Annotated in this window: 19 protein-coding genes; 17 read left to right on the plus strand and 2 right to left on the minus strand. The window is 57.4% G+C overall.

Going from position 1 to position 17,690, the window contains the following annotated elements; translation table 11 throughout:
- The first annotated feature begins 30 nt into the window (after window positions 1-30).
- From AC0L7R_RS01515 to AC0L7R_RS01595, 17 genes are all read left to right on the plus strand, one after another.
- Window positions 31-1,281, plus strand: a complete 1,251-nt coding sequence (locus AC0L7R_RS01515; protein ID WP_473658492.1) for an allantoate amidohydrolase — start codon at window positions 31-33, stop codon at window positions 1,279-1,281.
- A 116-nt stretch (window positions 1,282-1,397) separates the two neighbouring features.
- Window positions 1,398-1,724 (plus strand): hypothetical protein, encoded by a 327-nt coding sequence (locus tag AC0L7R_RS01520; RefSeq protein ID WP_247127879.1) that lies wholly within the window; start codon window positions 1,398-1,400, stop codon window positions 1,722-1,724.
- Between the two features lie 11 nt (window positions 1,725-1,735).
- Entirely contained in the window at window positions 1,736-1,969 is a 234-nt protein-coding gene (locus AC0L7R_RS01525; RefSeq protein WP_348107024.1) for a hypothetical protein, read from the plus strand.
- 18 nt (window positions 1,970-1,987) lie between these two features.
- On the plus strand, window positions 1,988-2,305 hold the full coding sequence (locus AC0L7R_RS01530; protein ID WP_247127877.1) for a hypothetical protein: 318 nt from the start codon (window positions 1,988-1,990) through the stop codon (window positions 2,303-2,305).
- Window positions 2,306-2,331: 26 nt separating this feature from the next.
- Entirely contained in the window at window positions 2,332-3,789 is a 1,458-nt protein-coding gene (gene hydA / locus AC0L7R_RS01535; RefSeq protein ID WP_473658494.1) for a dihydropyrimidinase, read from the plus strand.
- A 125-nt stretch (window positions 3,790-3,914) separates the two neighbouring features.
- Window positions 3,915-4,193 (plus strand): hypothetical protein, encoded by a 279-nt coding sequence (locus AC0L7R_RS01540; protein WP_473658496.1) that lies wholly within the window; start codon window positions 3,915-3,917, stop codon window positions 4,191-4,193.
- Window positions 4,194-4,238: 45 nt separating this feature from the next.
- A complete protein-coding gene (locus tag AC0L7R_RS01545; protein ID WP_473658497.1) occupies window positions 4,239-4,556 on the plus strand; it encodes a hypothetical protein in 318 nt (105 codons plus the stop codon).
- Window positions 4,553-5,050 (plus strand): hypothetical protein, encoded by a 498-nt coding sequence (locus AC0L7R_RS01550; protein ID WP_473658499.1) that lies wholly within the window; start codon window positions 4,553-4,555, stop codon window positions 5,048-5,050. Before AC0L7R_RS01545 ends, AC0L7R_RS01550 begins: the two co-directional genes overlap by 4 nt.
- 16 nt (window positions 5,051-5,066) lie before the next feature.
- Window positions 5,067-5,912 (plus strand): ATP-binding cassette domain-containing protein, encoded by an 846-nt coding sequence (locus AC0L7R_RS01555; RefSeq protein WP_473658501.1) that lies wholly within the window; start codon window positions 5,067-5,069, stop codon window positions 5,910-5,912.
- 39 nt (window positions 5,913-5,951) lie between these two features.
- A complete protein-coding gene (locus AC0L7R_RS01560) occupies window positions 5,952-6,872 on the plus strand; it encodes an ABC transporter permease (RefSeq protein WP_348107030.1) in 921 nt (306 codons plus the stop codon).
- Entirely contained in the window at window positions 6,869-7,708 is an 840-nt protein-coding gene (locus AC0L7R_RS01565) for an ABC transporter permease subunit (protein ID WP_473658503.1), read from the plus strand. The genes AC0L7R_RS01560 and AC0L7R_RS01565 overlap by 4 nt, the downstream gene beginning before the upstream one ends.
- 55 nt (window positions 7,709-7,763) lie before the next feature.
- Window positions 7,764-8,756, plus strand: a complete 993-nt coding sequence (locus tag AC0L7R_RS01570) for an ABC transporter substrate-binding protein (RefSeq protein ID WP_348107032.1) — start codon at window positions 7,764-7,766, stop codon at window positions 8,754-8,756.
- 164 nt (window positions 8,757-8,920) lie between these two features.
- On the plus strand, window positions 8,921-10,912 hold the full coding sequence (locus tag AC0L7R_RS01575; protein ID WP_473658505.1) for a hydantoinase/oxoprolinase N-terminal domain-containing protein: 1,992 nt from the start codon (window positions 8,921-8,923) through the stop codon (window positions 10,910-10,912).
- 74 nt (window positions 10,913-10,986) lie between these two features.
- Window positions 10,987-11,616 (plus strand): CDP-alcohol phosphatidyltransferase family protein, encoded by a 630-nt coding sequence (locus AC0L7R_RS01580; RefSeq protein ID WP_473658507.1) that lies wholly within the window; start codon window positions 10,987-10,989, stop codon window positions 11,614-11,616.
- A 3-nt stretch (window positions 11,617-11,619) separates the two neighbouring features.
- Entirely contained in the window at window positions 11,620-12,816 is a 1,197-nt protein-coding gene (locus tag AC0L7R_RS01585) for an ABC transporter substrate-binding protein (RefSeq protein ID WP_348107034.1), read from the plus strand.
- A gap of 21 nt (window positions 12,817-12,837) precedes the next feature.
- Window positions 12,838-14,532, plus strand: coding sequence for an ABC transporter permease subunit (locus tag AC0L7R_RS01590; protein ID WP_473658509.1), 1,695 nt, complete (start codon window positions 12,838-12,840; stop codon window positions 14,530-14,532).
- Window positions 14,525-15,163, plus strand: a complete 639-nt coding sequence (locus AC0L7R_RS01595; protein ID WP_348107036.1) for an ATP-binding cassette domain-containing protein — start codon at window positions 14,525-14,527, stop codon at window positions 15,161-15,163. Before AC0L7R_RS01590 ends, AC0L7R_RS01595 begins: the two co-directional genes overlap by 8 nt.
- A 75-nt stretch (window positions 15,164-15,238) precedes the next feature.
- Here the strand turns inward: AC0L7R_RS01595 and crtC are convergent, their stop codons facing one another.
- Together crtC and crtD are read right to left on the minus strand one after the other, a co-directional pair.
- A complete protein-coding gene (gene crtC, locus AC0L7R_RS01600) occupies window positions 15,239-16,108 on the minus strand; it encodes a carotenoid 1,2-hydratase (protein WP_348107096.1) in 870 nt (289 codons plus the stop codon).
- A complete protein-coding gene (crtD, locus tag AC0L7R_RS01605) occupies window positions 16,105-17,610 on the minus strand; it encodes a 1-hydroxycarotenoid 3,4-desaturase CrtD (protein WP_473658511.1) in 1,506 nt (501 codons plus the stop codon). Before crtD ends, crtC begins: the two co-directional genes overlap by 4 nt.
- Window positions 17,611-17,690 lie beyond the last annotated feature (80 nt).

Consider the following 17,690-nt stretch of genomic DNA (forward strand, 5'->3'; position numbering starts at 1 on the left):
CAAATAAGCAAGCAGTAGACGGGGGTCGCCATGCCAGCACCAGGTGAAAATCTCAAAGTGAACGGATCTCGTTTGTGGGACACGCTGATGGAGATGGCAAAAATCGGCCCCGGCATTGCAGGCGGGAATAACCGCCAGACTGTCACGGACGAAGACAGCGAAGGGCGGCACCTTTTCCAAGATTGGTGCACTGCCGCGGGTTGCACGATGGGCGTCGACACAATGGGCAACATGTTCGCCCGTCGCGAAGGCACGGATCCCGATGCGCTGCCAGTCTATGTTGGCAGCCACCTTGATACGCAACCGACAGGCGGCAAGTACGACGGTGTGCTTGGCGTGCTCAGCGGTCTTGAAGTGATCCGTACGATGAATGATCTGGATATCAAGACAAAGCACCCGATCGTTGTGACCAACTGGACGAATGAAGAAGGCACACGTTTTGCGCCTGCCATGCTCGCGTCCGGTGTTTTTGCGGGAATGCATACCCAAGAATGGGCCTACGACCGCGAAGATGCGGAAGGTAAGAAATTCGGCGAAGAACTCGCGAGGATTGGCTGGAAAGGTGATGAACCCGTCGGCGAACGGAAAATGCATGCGTTCTTTGAATTGCACATCGAACAGGGACCAATCCTAGAGGCTGAAGGCAAGCAAATCGGCGTCGTCACGCACGGCCAAGGTCTGTCTTGGACCCAAGTCACGATCACCGGCAAAGAAAGCCATACGGGTTCAACCCCCATGCCAATGCGCAAGAACGCGGGTCTGGCGATGGCGCGTGTGCTTGAAAAGGTTGAAGAAATCGCGCTGTCCCATGCGCCTCATGCTGTGGGTGCTGCTGGCCACATCGACGTGTACCCCAATTCGCGCAACGTGATTCCGGGTAAGGCAGTCTTTACGATTGATTTCCGGTCGCCAGAACTTGCCGTGATCCAAGATATGGAAGCACGGCTAAAGACCGAAGCGCAGGCCATCGTCGACGCAATGGGCATGTCGATTGAATTCGAAAAGGTTGGTGGTTTTGATCCGGTCACCTTTGACGAAACCTGCGTGACAGCGGTACGCAACGCGGCTGAACGGTTGGGGTATTCCCATATGAACTTGATCTCGGGTGCGGGGCACGACGCATGTTGGATCAACCGGATGTTCCCGACAGCGATGGTGATGTGCCCCTGTGTGGACGGTCTATCGCATAACGAAGCGGAAGAAATCAGCCAAGAATGGGCCACCGCTGGCACGGATGTTTTGTTCCACGCAGTTGTCGAAACGGCAGTGATCGTCGGTTGAATGGGGCGTGGTCATGTCGAAGGGCTGGTCACTGATGGTTAATGTGTGGCACCACTACGCCCAGTAACCCAAGACCCAGTCTTATAAGATGATGACCAAGAATAAGTGAGAAGTTAATGAAACGTCTGATCCCACTCCTTGTACTGCCGCTGGTTGCGGCCTGTGCAGATCTGACCCCCGGTCCTGTTGATGAAAATGGTGTGCCAATTCCGCCGCCACCGCCGCCTTTGCCACCACAAGTGCAGGCCGCAATGCCTGACGGCATGCCGCGTGATTTTGTGTTCGAAGCTGCGAACGGATGTTGGGCTGTTGGGATCGAAGCGGGCGAACCGCGCACGGGCAGGCCTTTGCGTGATGCCGCTGGCAACTGGGTCTGCAACGAAGGCGTGATCGCGCCAGATCAGATCGAAACGACAGCCGCGACGCTGCCTGCTGCGACCTGATGCACGCGGGGGTGATCATAACCGCCCTCGGGACGTTGGCTGCGTGCCAGCGTCCATTGCCCCCACAGGGGTTTGTTCAAACGGACGGGATTGTACCGCTGACGGTCGAACAATCCTTGCCTGACGATGTTTCAGCCTTCAGCGTCCTTCAACGCGACGGCTGCTATTATTACCCATCGTTCGACAGGCTTATCCTGATCGAAACAACAGCGGCGCCCGACGCCGCTGTTCAATGCAACGCATAATTTCAGAAAGTGACTTCCATGTTTTCCATCACACACAAAACACTTGCCGCCCTGACACTTGCCACCTTTGCATCCGCCTGTTCCGGCCCTGTCGTGATCCCGGTAGGCCAACCAGAACCAGTTGAACCCGGTCCGATTGTTGCAGCAACCCAACCATTCCCGGCCGAAGTAACCGCAGCGCTGCCACCTGAAATCCCGGCCTCTGCCGTGAAAGTCCAAGACGGCTGCTATTTCTACCGCTTCGGCGACGACATCCGGCCTGTGTCCTTTGACGGCGTGAACCCGGTTTGTCCGACAGCAACCGCAGCCGCCGCTGCTGCTGCGCCACCCGCTTAACGCATTCTGACTGCAGGAGACCCCCAATGACCACCAAAGTGATAAAAAACGGCACCGTTGTCACAGCTGATCTGACCTACAAGGCAGACGTGCTGATCGAAAATGGAACGATTATTGAAATTGGGCCGAACCTGTCAGGTGACGAACAACTTGATGCCACCGGCTGCTACGTAATGCCCGGTGGTATCGACCCCCATGTGCATCTCGAAATGCCGTTCATGGGCACCTATTCTACGGATGACTTTGAATCCGGCACCCGCGCTGGTCTTGCTGGCGGCACCACAATGGTTGTCGATTTCTGCCTGCCGAACCAAGGCGAAGGGTTGATGGACGCGATCAAGCGTTGGGACAATAAATCGACCCGTGCGAACTGCGATTATTCCTTCCACATGGCCGTGACATGGTGGGGCGAACAGGTCTTCAACGACATGGAAACCGTGATCAAAGAGCGCGGGATCAACACGTTCAAACACTTCCTCGCGTATAAAGGCGCGTTGATGGTGAATGATGATGAACTCTTCTCATCCTTCAACCGCCTCGCTGATCTTGGCGGCATCGCTATGGTCCACGCCGAAAACGGGGATGTGGTGGCGGAACTGTCCGCGAAACTGCTCGCCGAAGGCAACACAGGGCCGGAGGCGCACGCCTATTCCCGCCCGACCCAAGTTGAAGGCGAAGCCACCAACCGCGCGATCATGATCGCCGACATGGCGGGCGTACCGTTGTACGTCGTGCACACGTCCTGCGAAGAGGCCCACGAGGCGATCCGCCGTGCGAAAATGCAGGGCAAACGCGTCTGGGGCGAACCGCTGATCCAGCACCTGACGCTTGATGAGTCCGAATACTTCAACAAAGACTGGGACCACGCCGCCCGCCGCGTCATGTCCCCACCTTTCCGCAATAAACAGCACCAAGACAGCCTGTGGGCCGGTCTTCAGTCCGGCACGCTGTCCGTCGTGGCCACCGACCACTGTGCGTTCTCAACCGAACAAAAACGCTTCGGCGTGGGCGACTTCACAAAGATCCCTAACGGCACGGGTGGTCTTGAGGACCGCTTGCCGATGCTTTGGACTCACGGTGTGGCGACGGGCCGCCTGACAATGAACGAATTTGTGGCGGTGACTTCTACGAATATCGCGAAAATCCTGAACTGCTACCCGAAAAAGGGGGCCATTCTGGTCGGCGCAGACGCAGACATCGTTGTTTGGGACCCAGAGAAATCCAAGACCATCACAGCGGGCGCGCAGCAATCGGCGATTGATTACAACGTCTTCGAAGGGAAAGAGGTCAAAGGCCTCCCGCGCTTCACCCTCACACGCGGCCACGTCGCGATCCACGACGGCGAAGTCCGCACCCAAGAAGGCCACGGCAAATTCGTACAACGCGAAGCTAACACGCCAGTCAATCGGGCGCTGTCATCATGGAAAGACCTGACAGCACCACGACCCGTACAGCGGTCCGGCATTCCGGCGACGGGGGTTTAAGAGTGCCACAGGTTAGGAGGCATTATGGCGTTGTTTTCAGTTGGATTTCCGCGACGTCTGTCGTTCTCGTTGTGCTAACCGCGAGGGCGTTCCTACTCGAACCCGTCGAAGCTTCTCTAATTCTTATGCCGATTGTGTTGTTGCCGTTTGCATTGATTTTCACGGTTCCCGCGCTGGCGGTAAGACTTGTTTTTTTAAACAACGCTCGGCCATCTGTGTTTGCACTTGCGGGCGCCGGATACGCGATCGCCCTTATGGCAATTCCCGATATGGGCCTGATGGATCGTCATAATCCAGCAGATTGGGTTGTTGCTACAATTGCGGGTGCAGCAGGAGGTTGTGTTTGGGGGCGCATGGAAAAAGTTGCACCTGAAGCACCTTGTGCGGAGTTCAAGAAAGTTTGATGCGGAGTGCATGATTTGAAGCCCTTAATTGTCTGTTTGTGTGTTGTGCCTGGGATTCTACAAGCCCAAGTGTTCGGCGACGCCGCCGGTTGCGCGTGGCTTGCGGGCGAACCTGTCGTGACGGATAGCCTTTACCTCTACGATCAGAACACGATCCAACGGGCCGAAAGCACATGCCCCGTCACTGGTGCCCTGCAAGTCGGATCAGGGGCCACGGTTGTGACTGTCGCATGTTCGGGCGAAGGCGACACGTGGGAAGATTTTTACATGATCATGACCACGGCGGATGAAAACACTCTGCTTATCCACCCCGAAGCCTACCCCGAATTTGTAACTGAAATGAAGGTCTGTGTACCCCAATGACCAATCCGCCCATCCCCTTAGGCCGGACGATTTTCGAAGCTGGCATTTTCACGCAAGAAAACCAGATCGTTGGCAAAAACCGCTTTGATGTTGAGCGTTGCATGGGGTTCAACGCAGGCCACCTGGCGCAGGGTTACACCGTCGCGCACCTGCAAATGGCGCCGAAATACAACGATTGGACCTTCCGGCGGTACACCCAGATGTACGGACACGCCGCCGATTGGGACCCCGAAGAAATGGGTGAAGACACACGCACAGCCGAAGAGGCGCTGATCGCGAATGGCTACACAGTCGACACCATGAAAAACGAAGTCATGATGATGGAGTTTCACACATCCGGCCCGAAACGCTTGATCAAGATTATCCCGGCTGTGAACCCTACCGCATGGCCGCAATACCCCGAATCCGCTGGTGCGCCGCAATGGATATTGCATCACCCGCTCGCGATGACGGTCGCCGCTTTTGTTGGACCCCAAGACACCTATACGATCTGAAATAGAAAGAACGCGCATGCCCACAGTCGCCGAATTGGCCGCGAAACAACTAGGCTCTGGCCCGACAGGAACAAACCCTGCGGCAAGCGCTGTGATCACGGCCCGTAATCTGGATCTGACGTTTCAGACAAACGACGGTCCGGTGCATGCGTTGAAAGACGTGAACCTTGATATCAACAAGGGTGATTTCGTCAGTTTTATCGGGCCATCGGGCTGCGGAAAGACCACATTCTTGCGCTGCATTGCGGGCTTGGAAACGCCAACGGCAGGCGACATTTCGGTAAACGGTATGACGCCAGATGAAGCGCGACGCGCGCGCGCCTACGGCTATGTTTTCCAAGCAGCGGGTCTATATCCATGGCGCACAATCGGGGGCAATATCCGGCTGCCACTTGAAATCATGGGCTTCGACAAGGCCGAACAGGCCAAGCGCGTGGAACGGGTGCTTGATCTGGTGGACCTCAACGGATTTGATCGCAAATTCCCATGGCAGTTGTCAGGTGGGATGCAGCAGCGGGCGTCGATTGCGCGTGCGCTTGCGTTTGATGCCGACATCCTGCTGATGGACGAACCCTTTGGTGCGCTTGATGAAATCGTGCGTGATCACCTCAATGAACAATTGTTGCAGCTTTGGGCGCGGACCGAAAAAACCATTGGCTTTGTAACCCATTCGATCCCAGAGGCGGTGTATCTATCCACCAAGATCGTCGTCATGTCCCCACGTCCGGGGCGTATTTCTGACGTCATCGAAAGCACGCTGCCCCGCGAACGCCCCTTGGATATCCGCGATAGTCCCGAATTCATCGAAATTGCCCACCGCGTGCGCGATGGACTGCGGGCGGGGCATCAAGATGATGCGTAAGATCATGGTGTTTTGCACAAATAAAACAGAGGGCCGCGCATGAAGTCGATCCTTCCGGTTTTGACCGTCATCGGCGCGATCCTGTTGTTTTGGATCGTTTGTGTTCCAATGATGAACATGCATCTGGTTGCGGATCAGGCGCAGCGCGACGAACTGGTCGTCACGCCTGACACACCCGCCGCGCGGCAGGATTATTCGGGTGCGGGGCTTGCACTGCGCAACACACATTTGATCCCGCTGACCTACACCTTCGTGCGCCCCCGTCTGCCGTCACCGCATCAGGTGGCGGGCGAGATGTACGACACGATCATCGACAAGAAAATCACGTCGAAACGCAGTCTGGTTTATCACGGCTGGGTGACGCTCGCGCCTACTCTACTTGGGTTCCTGATCGGAACGGGGCTGGGCATTCTGCTGGCCGTGGGGATCGTTTACAGCCGTGTGATGGACAAATCGGTGATGCCGTGGGCGATCGTTAGTCAAACCATCCCGATTTTGGCGCTTGCCCCAATGATTATTGTCGTCCTCGGATCAATGGGCATTCAGGGGCTTTTCCCGAAATCGATCATCGCGGCCTACCTGTCGTTCTTTCCGGTCGTGGTCGGCATGGTTAAAGGATTACGTAGCCCTGACGGGATGCAGCTTGATCTGCTGCGCACATATAACGCTTCGAAATCACAAGGGTTCTGGGCACTGCGTTTGCCAGCCTCCGCGCCCTATCTGTTCGCTTCGCTCAAGATCGGCATCTCGGCTTCACTCGTTGGGACCATCGTGGCTGAACTGCCGACAGGCGCAAAAGCAGGCTTCGGTGCGCGCATGTTGGTAGGCGATCAATACGGGCAACCGCTTGTTTCGTGGGCGGCGCTGTTTGCGGCTGCATTGACGGCAGCGGCGCTCGTCGGACTATTCAGCCTCATCGAACGGATCACGCTGAAACGTATGGGGATGGCCGCGACATGATCGTTTTATATGCAATCCTGATTTGGGCCGCCGGATGGTGGCTGAATGTGAAGCTGGCCAATGGGCCGCAATCCGAAAACCCGATTGTAAAGGTACTGATCCCCGCGATTTTCGGGATCACCGTTATCATCGTGTGGGAACTGTTGGTGCGCGGGTTCGATGTGAACCCCGTAATCCTGCCTGCGCCGTCATCCATCGGGGCGCGGTTGATGGTCGAAGGACCGCGGCTGTGGGCAGATTTCCAACAGACGATCATCAAAGGGGCGATGACCGGATATATCTTCGGCGGGCTCGCAGCGTTTGGTGTGGCCATCTTGGCCGACAGGTCCGATTTCCTAACGCGCGGTATTTTGCCTGTCGGTGGCTTTATGGCCGCTTTACCGATCGTCGGCACCGCGCCGATTTTTGTGAAATGGTTGGGCAGCGATTGGGAATCCAAAGCCGCAGTCGTGGCCGTGATGGTCTTTTTCCCGATCCTCGTGAACACCGTCGCGGGGCTGAAAGATACCAGTGCGATGCAGCGCGACCTGATGCGGACATATGGGGCAGGTTATTGGCCGACGCTGTTCAAACTGCGCGTGCCTGCGGCGATGCCGTTTATCTTTAACGGGCTTAAGATTGCGACCACTTTGGCGCTGATCGGGGCCATTGTTGCTGAATTTTTCGGCTCTCCCACGGTCGGGATGGGTTTCCGGATATCAACCAGCTTTGGTCAGCTTGCGCTGGACATGGTCTGGGCAGAGATTGTCATCGCAGCCCTTGCGGGTAGTGCGTTTTATGGCGCGATGACTTTGATCGAAAAGCGGGTAACGTTTTGGCACCCGTCTCAACGATAGGACGACGATAAAAACGACGCCAAAATGGCGCGCATTTATGAACAAGGAGAGAGACATGAACAAGATTATGATCGCGGCTGCAATGGCGGCTGGTATGGGCACATCCGCTTTTGCGGACGGCCACGCAAACACCGTGACGCTGCAGTTGCAGTGGGTGACACAAGCGCAGTTCGCGGGGTACTACGTCGCACTCGATAAGGGTTTCTACGAAGAAGAAGGCCTTGATGTGACTGTTCTGGCCGGTGGCCCAGACATCGCACCGCCACAGGTTCTGGCAGGTGGCGGGGCTGACGCGATGCTGAACTGGATGCCGTCCGCGCTGGCCGCCCGTGAAAAGGGTCTGCCCGTTGTGAACATCGCGCAGCCGTTCAAAACATCCGGCCTAATGCTGACTTGCTGGAAAGACACCGGCATTGAAACCGTCGCGGATTTCAAAGGTAAAACCATCGGCGTTTGGTTCTTCGGCAACGAATATCCGTTCCTGTCATGGATGTCCCAAGAAGGCATTTCAACTGATGGCGGCGAAGACGGCGTGACGGTTCTGAAGCAAGGCTTCAACGTTGATCCGCTGTTGAACCGCGAAGCTGATTGTATCTCAACCATGACCTATAACGAATATGGTCAGGTGCTGGACGCAGGCGTGAACCCTGATGAACTGGTCACGTTCAAGTACGAAGAACAAGGCGTCGCGACGTTGGAAGACGGCATCTACGTGCTGGAAGAAAACCTTGAAGATCCAGTGTTCGTCGACAAAATGGTCCGCTTTGTACGTGCGTCTATGGAAGGCTGGAAATACGCGGAAGCCAATCCAGAAGAAGCAGCTGGGATCGTTTTGGATAACGACGAAACCGGTGCACAAACTGAGGCAGCTCAGGTGCGCATGATGGGCGAAATCGCGAAACTGACAGCAGGTTCCGACGGCACGCTTGATCCGGCGGACTACGAACGCACGGTGGCGACGCTGCTGGCTGGCGGGTCTGATCCGGTGATTTCTGCGGCTCCGGAAGGCGCATGGACACATGCGATCACGGACGAAGCGCTGAAGTAAGCAGGTTTTCGTTGAAATGATGCGCCTCGGTCTTTGTGCCGGGGCGCTTTTTCGTTTGTGCGGGAGCCTCCGGCGGGGATTTGGAAAGACCCAAAGAAACCAGATGTCGCATTTGGACTGGCAAGCCTTTGCGATTGCGGCATATCTGGCGCAAAGGAGAGCATATGGCTTATCTACTCGGCGTCGATACTGGCGGGACATATACCGATGCGGTCATCTTGGATGAAGCAGCTGACGCGATCGTCGCAACCGCGAAATCGCTGACTACGCGTCCTGACTTGTCCTTGGGCGTCGGGGCCGCGATGGATGCGGTGCTGGAAACCATTGATCCGGCGGACATCGCTATGGTGTCGCTGTCCACGACACTTGCCACGAACGCGCTGGTTGAAGGGCAAGGTGGGCGGGTTGCCCTGATCCTGATTGGTTTTGAAGAGGCAGAGCTGAACCGTGCAGGCCTGAATGACGCGTTGCGCGGTGATCCGGTTGTGTTTTTGGCGGGTGGGCATTCCCATGCAGGTGCGCCACTGCATGACTTGACCGAGGATGATGTCGCGACTGCCATCGCGGATTTACCTGATGGGTTAACCGGATTTGCAGTTGCCGCCAGTTTTGCCACCCGCAATCCCGAACATGAAATCATCGCGCGCGACACCCTTCGCCGCGCAACAGGTCTGCCTGTGACTTGCTCGCACGAATTGTCCCAAGCGCTGGGTGGTCCGAAACGTGCCCTGACCGCTTTGCTGAACGCCCGTCTCATCGGAATGATTGATGGGTTAATCACGGCTTGCGAAACGCACATGGCCGGACGCGGGATCAATGCGCGGCTGATGGTTGTGCGGGGCGACGGGGCGTTGGTGTCTGCCGACGTGGCCCGCGAAAAACCGATTGAAACGATCCTAAGTGGGCCAGCGGCGTCGATCGCGGGGGCTGCTTGGCTGACTGGCGAACAGAACGCTTTGGTTAGCGATATCGGTGGGACGACGACAGACGTTTGCCTGTTACGCGACGGACGCCCGCAAATTGACCCGCAGGGCGCGCGCGTCGGTCCGTTTCGCACGATGGTCGAAGCGGTGGCAATGCGCACAAGCGGGCTGGGTGGCGATAGCGAAGTCCATGTCGTCGAAGGGTTGCAGGCTGGGTTGCGGCTTGGACCGCGCCGTTTGATGCCTATCGCGCTTGCCGCCACCCATTGCCCCGACATCGTGCATTTCGCGCTTGATCAGGCGTTAAGTGTGGACCGTCCGCCGGTCGACGGTGGGCAGATTGTGATCCCGCTTTGGCCGACGTTCCCGCAAGGCTTAGACCCGCGCGAAACCATCGTTGCAGAACGGCTGCGGGAAGGGCCTGTCCGTTTCGGAGAGGCCGTGACGACGCGGATGGAAAGCCCCGCGTTGATGCGCCTTGTGGGTCGTGGTCTGGTGATGTTGGCTGGGGTGACGCCGTCTGACGCGGCACATGTCCTTGGCCGCGTCGCGACGTGGGATGCAGACGCCGCCGAAAAGGCGCTGATCCTGTTTGCGCGCAAACGCAGCGGCAGCGGTGACAAGATCGCACCTGACGCGCAGCACTTGGCGCAGATGATTGTTGATCAACTGACTGTGCAAACTGTTGATTGCCTACTCGAGGCGGCTTTTGCGGAAGACCACCGGAATTGGGACATGGACCCCGCTGAGCTAAGCCGGCACGCGTTGACCAAAGCCGGGCTTGATCAACATCGCGGGGTTATCGAGACGACTGTGAAACTCGGCGTGCCTGTCATCGGGCTTGGTGCGTCGGCGTCGTCCTATTACGGGGCGGTCGGCGACCGGTTGAACACGCGCATGATCCTGCCAGAACATGCAGGCGTGGCGAACGCCATCGGCGCTGTCGTGGGGCAGGTCGCGATGCATGAAACCGGCACGGTCACCAGCAACGGGGCAGAACACTTCGCGGCACTTGGGCAAAGCTTCACGGACCAAACCGCTGCGATGGCGGCACTTGAAGCACAATTAAAATCGACCGCGATCGACAAAGCAAAAGCCGCCGGTGTCGAAGACATCAGGTTCACCATCAGTCGGGACATCAAAGAAGCCACCGTCGAAGGGCAGCCCATGTTCCTTGAGGCAACCATCAAGGTCACGGCGCAAGGGCGACCGCGGATTGCCGATACGGCATAACCCGCCACTAACAGTTGTCTCACAATTCCGTCAGTTCAGTTGCGCGGATAGGGGGGATAGGTCAGAACAGCGGCATGATAGATGGCCGCGTTCGCACTTTAATTGATCCACCACTGAACGCCTTCGGGCGGTCGCTTGCCGCGCGCGGTACGACTGCAAATGGTGTGACGCTGGCAGGTCTCGGGATCGGTCTTATCGCGGCCCTGATGATCAGCTGCGGCCTACCGGGTCTTGCGGTGGTGCCGCTTCTGATCAGTCGGATCGCTGACGGGTTGGACGGTGCGGTCGCACGTGCGACACAGAAAACGGACTTCGGTGGATACCTTGATATTGCTGCAGATTTTCTGTTCTACGGGATGATCCCACTGGCGTTTGTCGTGATGGCCCCCCAAACAAACGGGCTGGCCGGTGCGTTTCTGCTGACGTCGTTCTACTTTAACGGAACGTCCTTCCTTGGCTTCGCGATCCTCGCGGAAAAGCATGACATGACGACACGGGCGCAGGGCGAAAAATCACTCTATTACTCCAACGGCATTCTGGAAGGCACGGAAACGATTGTCTTCTTCGTGCTCCTTTGCCTGCTGCCAGCATGGTTTGTGCCAATGGCTTACCTCTTTGGGACAGCTTGCTTTGCAACTGGAATCCTGCGCATCTATGGGGCCCACCGGACCTTTTCGACGACGACCACTCACCATGAGGACTAAACTATGAAATACCTTGCCGTTCTTGCAGCTTTGACGCCCTTCGCGGCCTACGCTGACGTTGATCCTGCTGATTGGGATGCGGTCATCGCCGAAGCTGATGGGCAAACTGTTTATTGGAACGCGTGGGGGGGATCGACCAACACCAACGATTTCATCGCATGGGTCGGTGAACGTGTGTCCGAGGAATACGGCGTCACGCTCGAACACGTCAAATTGACGGACACGGCCGACGCTGTGACCCGCGTCTTGTCTGAAAAGCAAGCAGGCGAAAACGACGACGGTGCGGTCGACATGATCTGGATTAACGGCGCAAACTTCGCGGCGATGAAAGACGCGGACCTGCTGTTTGGTCCATACGCAGAACAACTGCCGAACTGGGCTTTGGTCGATGTCGACGGTAAGACCGTCCAGACAGATTTCACAGTGCCAACAGACGGTTACGAAAGCCCGTGGGCGATGGCGCAGGTGGTGTTCGACTACGACACGGCAGACATTGACGCACCGTTGGCGTCCATGAACGACATTCTGGAATGGACCAAAGCAAACCCCGGTCGTTTCACCTACCCACAGCCGCCTGATTTCCTTGGCACGACATTCCTCAAGCAGGTTCTGGTTGATATCCTGCCTGACCCGTCCGTTTTGCAGGTCGCAGCAACCGATGAAACCTACGATGACGTCACCGCACCGCTTTGGGCGTATCTTGATGAACTGACGCCAAATTTGTGGCGCGAAGGACGTGCATATCCGCCAACAGGCACCGCGATGTTCCCGATGATCGCAGATGGCGAAATTGATCTGTCGATTTCGTTCTCTCCGGGGGCGGCATCTGCTGCAATTGCGAACTTCGAATTGCCCGACACGGTGCGGACATTCGTCTTGGAAAAAGGGACAATCGGCAACGCATCCTTCGTCGCGATCCCTTACAATTCAGGGTCCAAAGCCGCGTCCATGGTTGTGGCGAACTTCATCATGTCACCAGAGGCACAGGCGCGCGCGCAAAACCCTGATTTGCTTGGCTACGGCACCGTTCTGAACATGGATGCGCTGGACGCAGATGACCGTGCGCTGTTCGACGCGATTGAACTGGGCGTTGCGACACTGTCGCCTGCCGAACTTGGCGCGGCTGTCGCAGAACCACACCCAAGCTGGATGACACGCATTGCAGACGACTGGGCAGGCCGCTACGGCGTTGCGCAATAAGCTATTGGCGGGGCTACATAAATGAAGTCCCGCCGTTTTCTACCAATCCTGCCCGCGCTGACGCTACTAGCGATGCTCGGGCCGGTTTTGGCGGGGCTGTACGGAACTGTTTTACCGGCATTCGGACACTTGCCAGCGGCAGGTGAAACGGGTCCAAACCTAAATGCGTTCCGCGCCCTGTTCGTTTGGCCGGGCTTGGCAGACGCCGCGCGGCTATCGGTGACAACAGGTCTGCTGGCAACTGCGATATCGCTGTTGATCGTTATGCTCATCACCGCAGGTTGGTCCGGCACACCGGCCTTCCGCGCGCTCGAACGTCTACTGTCTCCACTTCTTTCCGTCCCCCATGCGGCAGCGGCCTTCGGTCTCGCGTTTCTCATTGCGCCATCAGGCTGGATCGCACGCCTGTTTTCGCCTTGGCTAACAGGCTGGGACCGCCCACCCGACTTGTTAATCGTGCAAGATGAATGGGGGCTGGCCCTGACGCTCGGCATGATCACAAAAGAGGTGCCATTCTTATTGCTGATGACCCTTGCGGCGCTGGGCCAAGCTGACGCTGGGCGGTCCGTGACCATCGCACAGGCCTTGGGCTACAGCCGCATGACCGGATGGCTGAAAACGGTGTTTCCAAGGGTCTATGCGCAGATCAAATTACCGATCTACGTCGTGTTGGCCTACGCAATGTCCGTCGTGGATGTTGCGGTGATCTTGGGGCCTAATACGCCACCTACGCTATCCGTCCAAATCGTCAAATGGATGTCCGACCCTGACCTTGCCATGCGTCTACAGGCCGCCGCGGCAGCGCTTGTGCAACTTGGTCTTGTCATCGGTGTGCTCGCCTTTTGGTGGTGCGGTGAAAAGGTGGTAGCGGCGCTGGGCAGGCGTTGGATCGCAGCGGGCGGTCGCGGTCGCGCGGACCGCGTGATCAGCGGCATCGCGATGGTGCTAGGCACGACATCCGCCCTCATGATCCTACTCGGCATTACGATCCTCGCAACATGGTCTTTCGCCGCACAATGGAGCTTTCCAAACGCGCTTCCCGATACCTTCACGTTGCGTTCATGGATGCGACATGGACCGGGGACAACCGATGCGCTGATCGAAACGGCGATTATCGCGATCGCGACGACATTCATCGCCATCACGCTGACCATTGGCTGTCTTGAGGCGGAATGCCGTTACAATCTCAAGTTCGGCAAAATCGGCACTTGGCTGCTATACTTACCGCTCCTCATTCCCCAAATCGCCTTCCTGCCAGGTCTACAAACACTGTTCCTTAATGTGGGGGCCAGCGTCGGGCGTTGGCCGGTTATCGCGGCACACTTGATCTTTGTTTTGCCCTACGTTTTCTTGTCGTTAGCTGATCCATTCCGCGCGTGGGATCCACGCATGGGCACCATCGCAGCAGCCTTGGGAAGCAGTCCAGACCGTATTCTGTGGCGGATCAGACTACCGATGCTTTTGCGCCCGATATTGACGGCAATGGCCGTCGGGGTCGCGGTGTCAGTGGGGCAATATCTGGCAACATTGCTGATCGGCGGCGGGCGTGTCGCAACACTCACGACCGAAGCGCTGGCGCTTGCATCGGGGGGCGATCGGCGTGCAATCGGGGCATACGGATTGATGCAAACAGGTGCGGCACTGGTGCCTTTTGCACTGGCGCTTTTGATCCCGACATTGGTCTGGCGGAACCGAAAAGGATTACGACATGGATAAAGGTTTGACGCTATCGGACGTGCAGATCCATAAGGGCAACAAACCTTTGGTTGGCGTGTCGCGGCACATCGCACCAGGCGAAGTTTTGACGATCATGGGTCCTTCTGGCGTCGGGAAATCGACATTGCTTGCTTTTGTGACCGGTACGCTGGCATCTGATTTCAAATCAACCGGAGCGGTCATTCTGAACGGCAAAGATATCACCGCAACGCCACCGCATCTGCGGCGCGTCGGTATTTTGTTCCAAGACGATTTGCTGTTCCCACATCTTTCTGTCGGGGCGAACTTGTCGTTCGGATTGCCGCCCGGCGGCAGCAAATCAGCGCGCAACGCAAAGGTGGATGAAGCGCTGCAAGAAGTAGGTCTTGACGGTTTCGCCGATCGCGATCCTGCGACGCTTTCAGGTGGGCAAAAAGCACGCGTGGCATTGATGCGCATGCTGCTTTCCGAACCCTGTGCGTTGTTGCTTGATGAACCGTTCTCTCGGCTGGATACCGCGTTGCGCGCGCAGGTGCGCGAGATGGTGTTCGCGCGGGCCAAGGCACGGGCGCTGCCGATCTTGATGGTCACTCATGATGCAGAAGACGCGCAGGCGGCAGGCGGTGACATCATCGTTCTCGAAGCAACCTAGATTTCGGTCCGCATACAGTCCCTCGGGCGTTAACACATTGTAACCGCAACGGGCGTCTTCCCCGCGGGGAAGGTTTCACCACGCCCAAGCCGCCCGACGTGGAACACGACAGGCCAGCATCGGCTTCAGAAACGGCGATCTAAAACGGTCCAAATCTAACGCTTCGTGTACGCCGGTGACGACTTCGCCATTGATTTGGGTTTGAACGGCAGACCGCGAATAGAATGGCGCATCTAGCATCGGCAGCACTTGTTTAGGCACGACGCCGACGTCGGCCCGCGTTGTGCGTTTGACCTGCCAAAGTGACCGTTTGAATGGCACTGCTGGCGGTGCGTCAATCAACTGCGCAGCGCCCGTTCGATCAAATGCAATTGCGGTATCAATGACAGTGCCATCGCGCCGTTGTGCATCATAGATACAGGTCGCACCGGCAGCAGTCGGATACCGCCCCCATGTCCAGAATGAAAAGTCTGTTTCAAGCGCACGTGTCCCGAAGTTCGCATCGAAATACCCGTGCCCGTCCCATTGCCAACCCTCCGCTTCTAACGCCACTGATATGTCGCTATCCGGTGCAAATGGCCGCCAGATATGTGCGCCATCTTCGGTCAGCGCTAATTCGACCGATGTGATCGCTTTGGGTGTTACGGTGATTGTCCCTCGCACGCGTGACACAAGCGGTAAGCTGCTGATCTCGTTGATCGAAATGATCAGCTTATTACCATCCCAGTGCATCTCTGATGGGCCAACTTGCAGCGTGTCAACGGACGTGCGCAGCGCGTCGCGCCCCCTGTCCGTCATGGTGAAACGCCCGCCCTTGCCATAGGTCGCGACGTTGATGCAGCAGTGGTTCGCAGGGTCGCGCCGCCCTGACCATTTGTACCACGGCGAAAAAACCGACCCGATAAAGCCGATGACGGAGACGGCCTTTGTCCCGCACGCGCTTATGCCGTCGACATACCACCATGCATAGCCATCTGACGGAACCGCGAGGTCAAAGTAAGGTCGGTCATGATCGCGTCTGCCACGTGCCGTCCTGAGAGCGTCGCCATCGGCACCCCCGCCCCCGGATGTGCCCCGCCGCCGCACAGGTACAGCCCCTTGATCCGGGTGCGTGCCGTCGGACGTTTGAAAGCTGCCATCATTCCACGTGGGGACCGCCCGTAAAGGGACCCCAGACTGCCGGGAAACAGCGTCGCAAAGTCTTGTGGCGTGGTCAGCGCGTCCACTTGCGGCGCGTGATCGAACGTGAGGCCAAATGCCTCTAACCTTTGGAAAGTCTGCGCGTGACATTCTGCGATCTCCTTTGGCGATTGCGACAGATCGGGGGGTGCGTTGCGAATAATCTCAATGCGGCCCGTACCTGTTTCGGGGTGGTCCTGCGAACACAGATAAAGGGTCGCATCATCAGGTGTGCGTCCGGCGGATAGGGCTTCAAATTCGGCGCGTTCGTTTTGCGCGAAAAATACCGTGTGATGCGCCAAAGGTAAGCCTTTCGGGGTCGCGGCAAAGGTATGAACATGTGCCGACAAGCTCCTTGGTGCGACGGACACTTCTGGCACGGCTGACGTGATTGCGTCCCCCAGCAGGCCCGTTTGCAAAGCGCGGGGATCGCCGTTGAAAATGACAGCGTCAGCACAGATGCGCCCTGTAGGGGTTTCAACGCCAGCGGCCCTTCCGCCTTGTTGGCTGATCCGCAATGCTGGTGTGTCGTAATGAAACGTCGCGCCTTTCGTCTCTGCTAGGGCGGCGATTGTCTGCGCGATCTGATGCATGCCGCTTTTGACCGACCAGACTCCTGCGGCTTCCGCATGCCAGATCAGCGAAAGAAGGGCTGGCGACTGAAACGGTGATCCGCCGACATATGTGGCGTACCGGCCAAAGAGCTGCACCAATTTCGGATCGCTGAAAGAGTTGCGCAGCAGTGTATGCAGCGACCGGTGCGGTGCCATGTCAGCCACCAGTTTCGGTTGCCGCAAGACGCATTTCGCAAGCGCCATCGGCTGCGGCGACGGATGCTGCATCATCGGTGCGTCAAAAGCCGAAAACAGACGCCTCGCGCGGTCTGAAAAGGTCAGGAATTCTTCGCGGGCGCGGATGCCCAATGCTTGTTCGATCTCCTCTGCTGACGCGTCGATATCTGCCATCAGGTCAAGCGTTTGACCGTCGTCCCAGTAGTGGCGCGCCAAGGTATCAAGCGGTTGTAACGTGATGTGGTCGCTTAGTGTTTCGCCCACATCCGCGAACAGATCTTCGAACACATGTTTCATCGTCAACACGGTTGGACCCGCATCAATCGGCCCCGCGGCAGATGGCACCGTCCGCATTTTCCCGCCCGGTCCGCTGTGGGCTTCCAACACCGTCACCTCATAGCCCACGTGCGCCAATCGCAGCGCTGTGGCTAACCCGCCGATGCCCGCGCCGATGATGATGACCGATGGTGTTTTCATGACTGCTCCTGTCCAGAGTGTTGACTCGTTGCAGTAATATGTCCAGTTTAGTTTACATATACGCTGTCATGCGTAAGTGA

The organism is Yoonia sp. D2-7 (assembly GCF_055809435.1).

Coding starts and splice junctions, on each gene's coding strand:
- AC0L7R_RS01515 (WP_473658492.1), top strand. CDS start 31: ATGCCAGCACCAGGTGAAAATCTCAAAGTGAACGGATCTCGTTTGTGG.
- AC0L7R_RS01520 (WP_247127879.1), top strand. CDS start 1,398: ATGAAACGTCTGATCCCACTCCTTGTACTGCCGCTGGTTGCGGCCTGT.
- AC0L7R_RS01530 (WP_247127877.1), top strand. CDS start 1,988: ATGTTTTCCATCACACACAAAACACTTGCCGCCCTGACACTTGCCACC.
- hydA (WP_473658494.1), top strand. CDS start 2,332: ATGACCACCAAAGTGATAAAAAACGGCACCGTTGTCACAGCTGATCTG.
- AC0L7R_RS01540 (WP_473658496.1), top strand. CDS start 3,915: ATGCCGATTGTGTTGTTGCCGTTTGCATTGATTTTCACGGTTCCCGCG.
- AC0L7R_RS01550 (WP_473658499.1), top strand. CDS start 4,553: ATGACCAATCCGCCCATCCCCTTAGGCCGGACGATTTTCGAAGCTGGC.
- AC0L7R_RS01555 (WP_473658501.1), top strand. CDS start 5,067: ATGCCCACAGTCGCCGAATTGGCCGCGAAACAACTAGGCTCTGGCCCG.
- AC0L7R_RS01560 (WP_348107030.1), top strand. CDS start 5,952: ATGAAGTCGATCCTTCCGGTTTTGACCGTCATCGGCGCGATCCTGTTG.
- AC0L7R_RS01565 (WP_473658503.1), top strand. CDS start 6,869: ATGATCGTTTTATATGCAATCCTGATTTGGGCCGCCGGATGGTGGCTG.
- AC0L7R_RS01570 (WP_348107032.1), top strand. CDS start 7,764: ATGAACAAGATTATGATCGCGGCTGCAATGGCGGCTGGTATGGGCACA.
- AC0L7R_RS01575 (WP_473658505.1), top strand. CDS start 8,921: ATGGCTTATCTACTCGGCGTCGATACTGGCGGGACATATACCGATGCG.
- AC0L7R_RS01580 (WP_473658507.1), top strand. CDS start 10,987: ATGATAGATGGCCGCGTTCGCACTTTAATTGATCCACCACTGAACGCC.
- AC0L7R_RS01585 (WP_348107034.1), top strand. CDS start 11,620: ATGAAATACCTTGCCGTTCTTGCAGCTTTGACGCCCTTCGCGGCCTAC.
- AC0L7R_RS01590 (WP_473658509.1), top strand. CDS start 12,838: ATGAAGTCCCGCCGTTTTCTACCAATCCTGCCCGCGCTGACGCTACTA.
- AC0L7R_RS01595 (WP_348107036.1), top strand. CDS start 14,525: ATGGATAAAGGTTTGACGCTATCGGACGTGCAGATCCATAAGGGCAAC.
- crtD (WP_473658511.1), bottom strand. CDS start 17,610: ATGAAAACACCATCGGTCATCATCATCGGCGCGGGCATCGGCGGGTTA.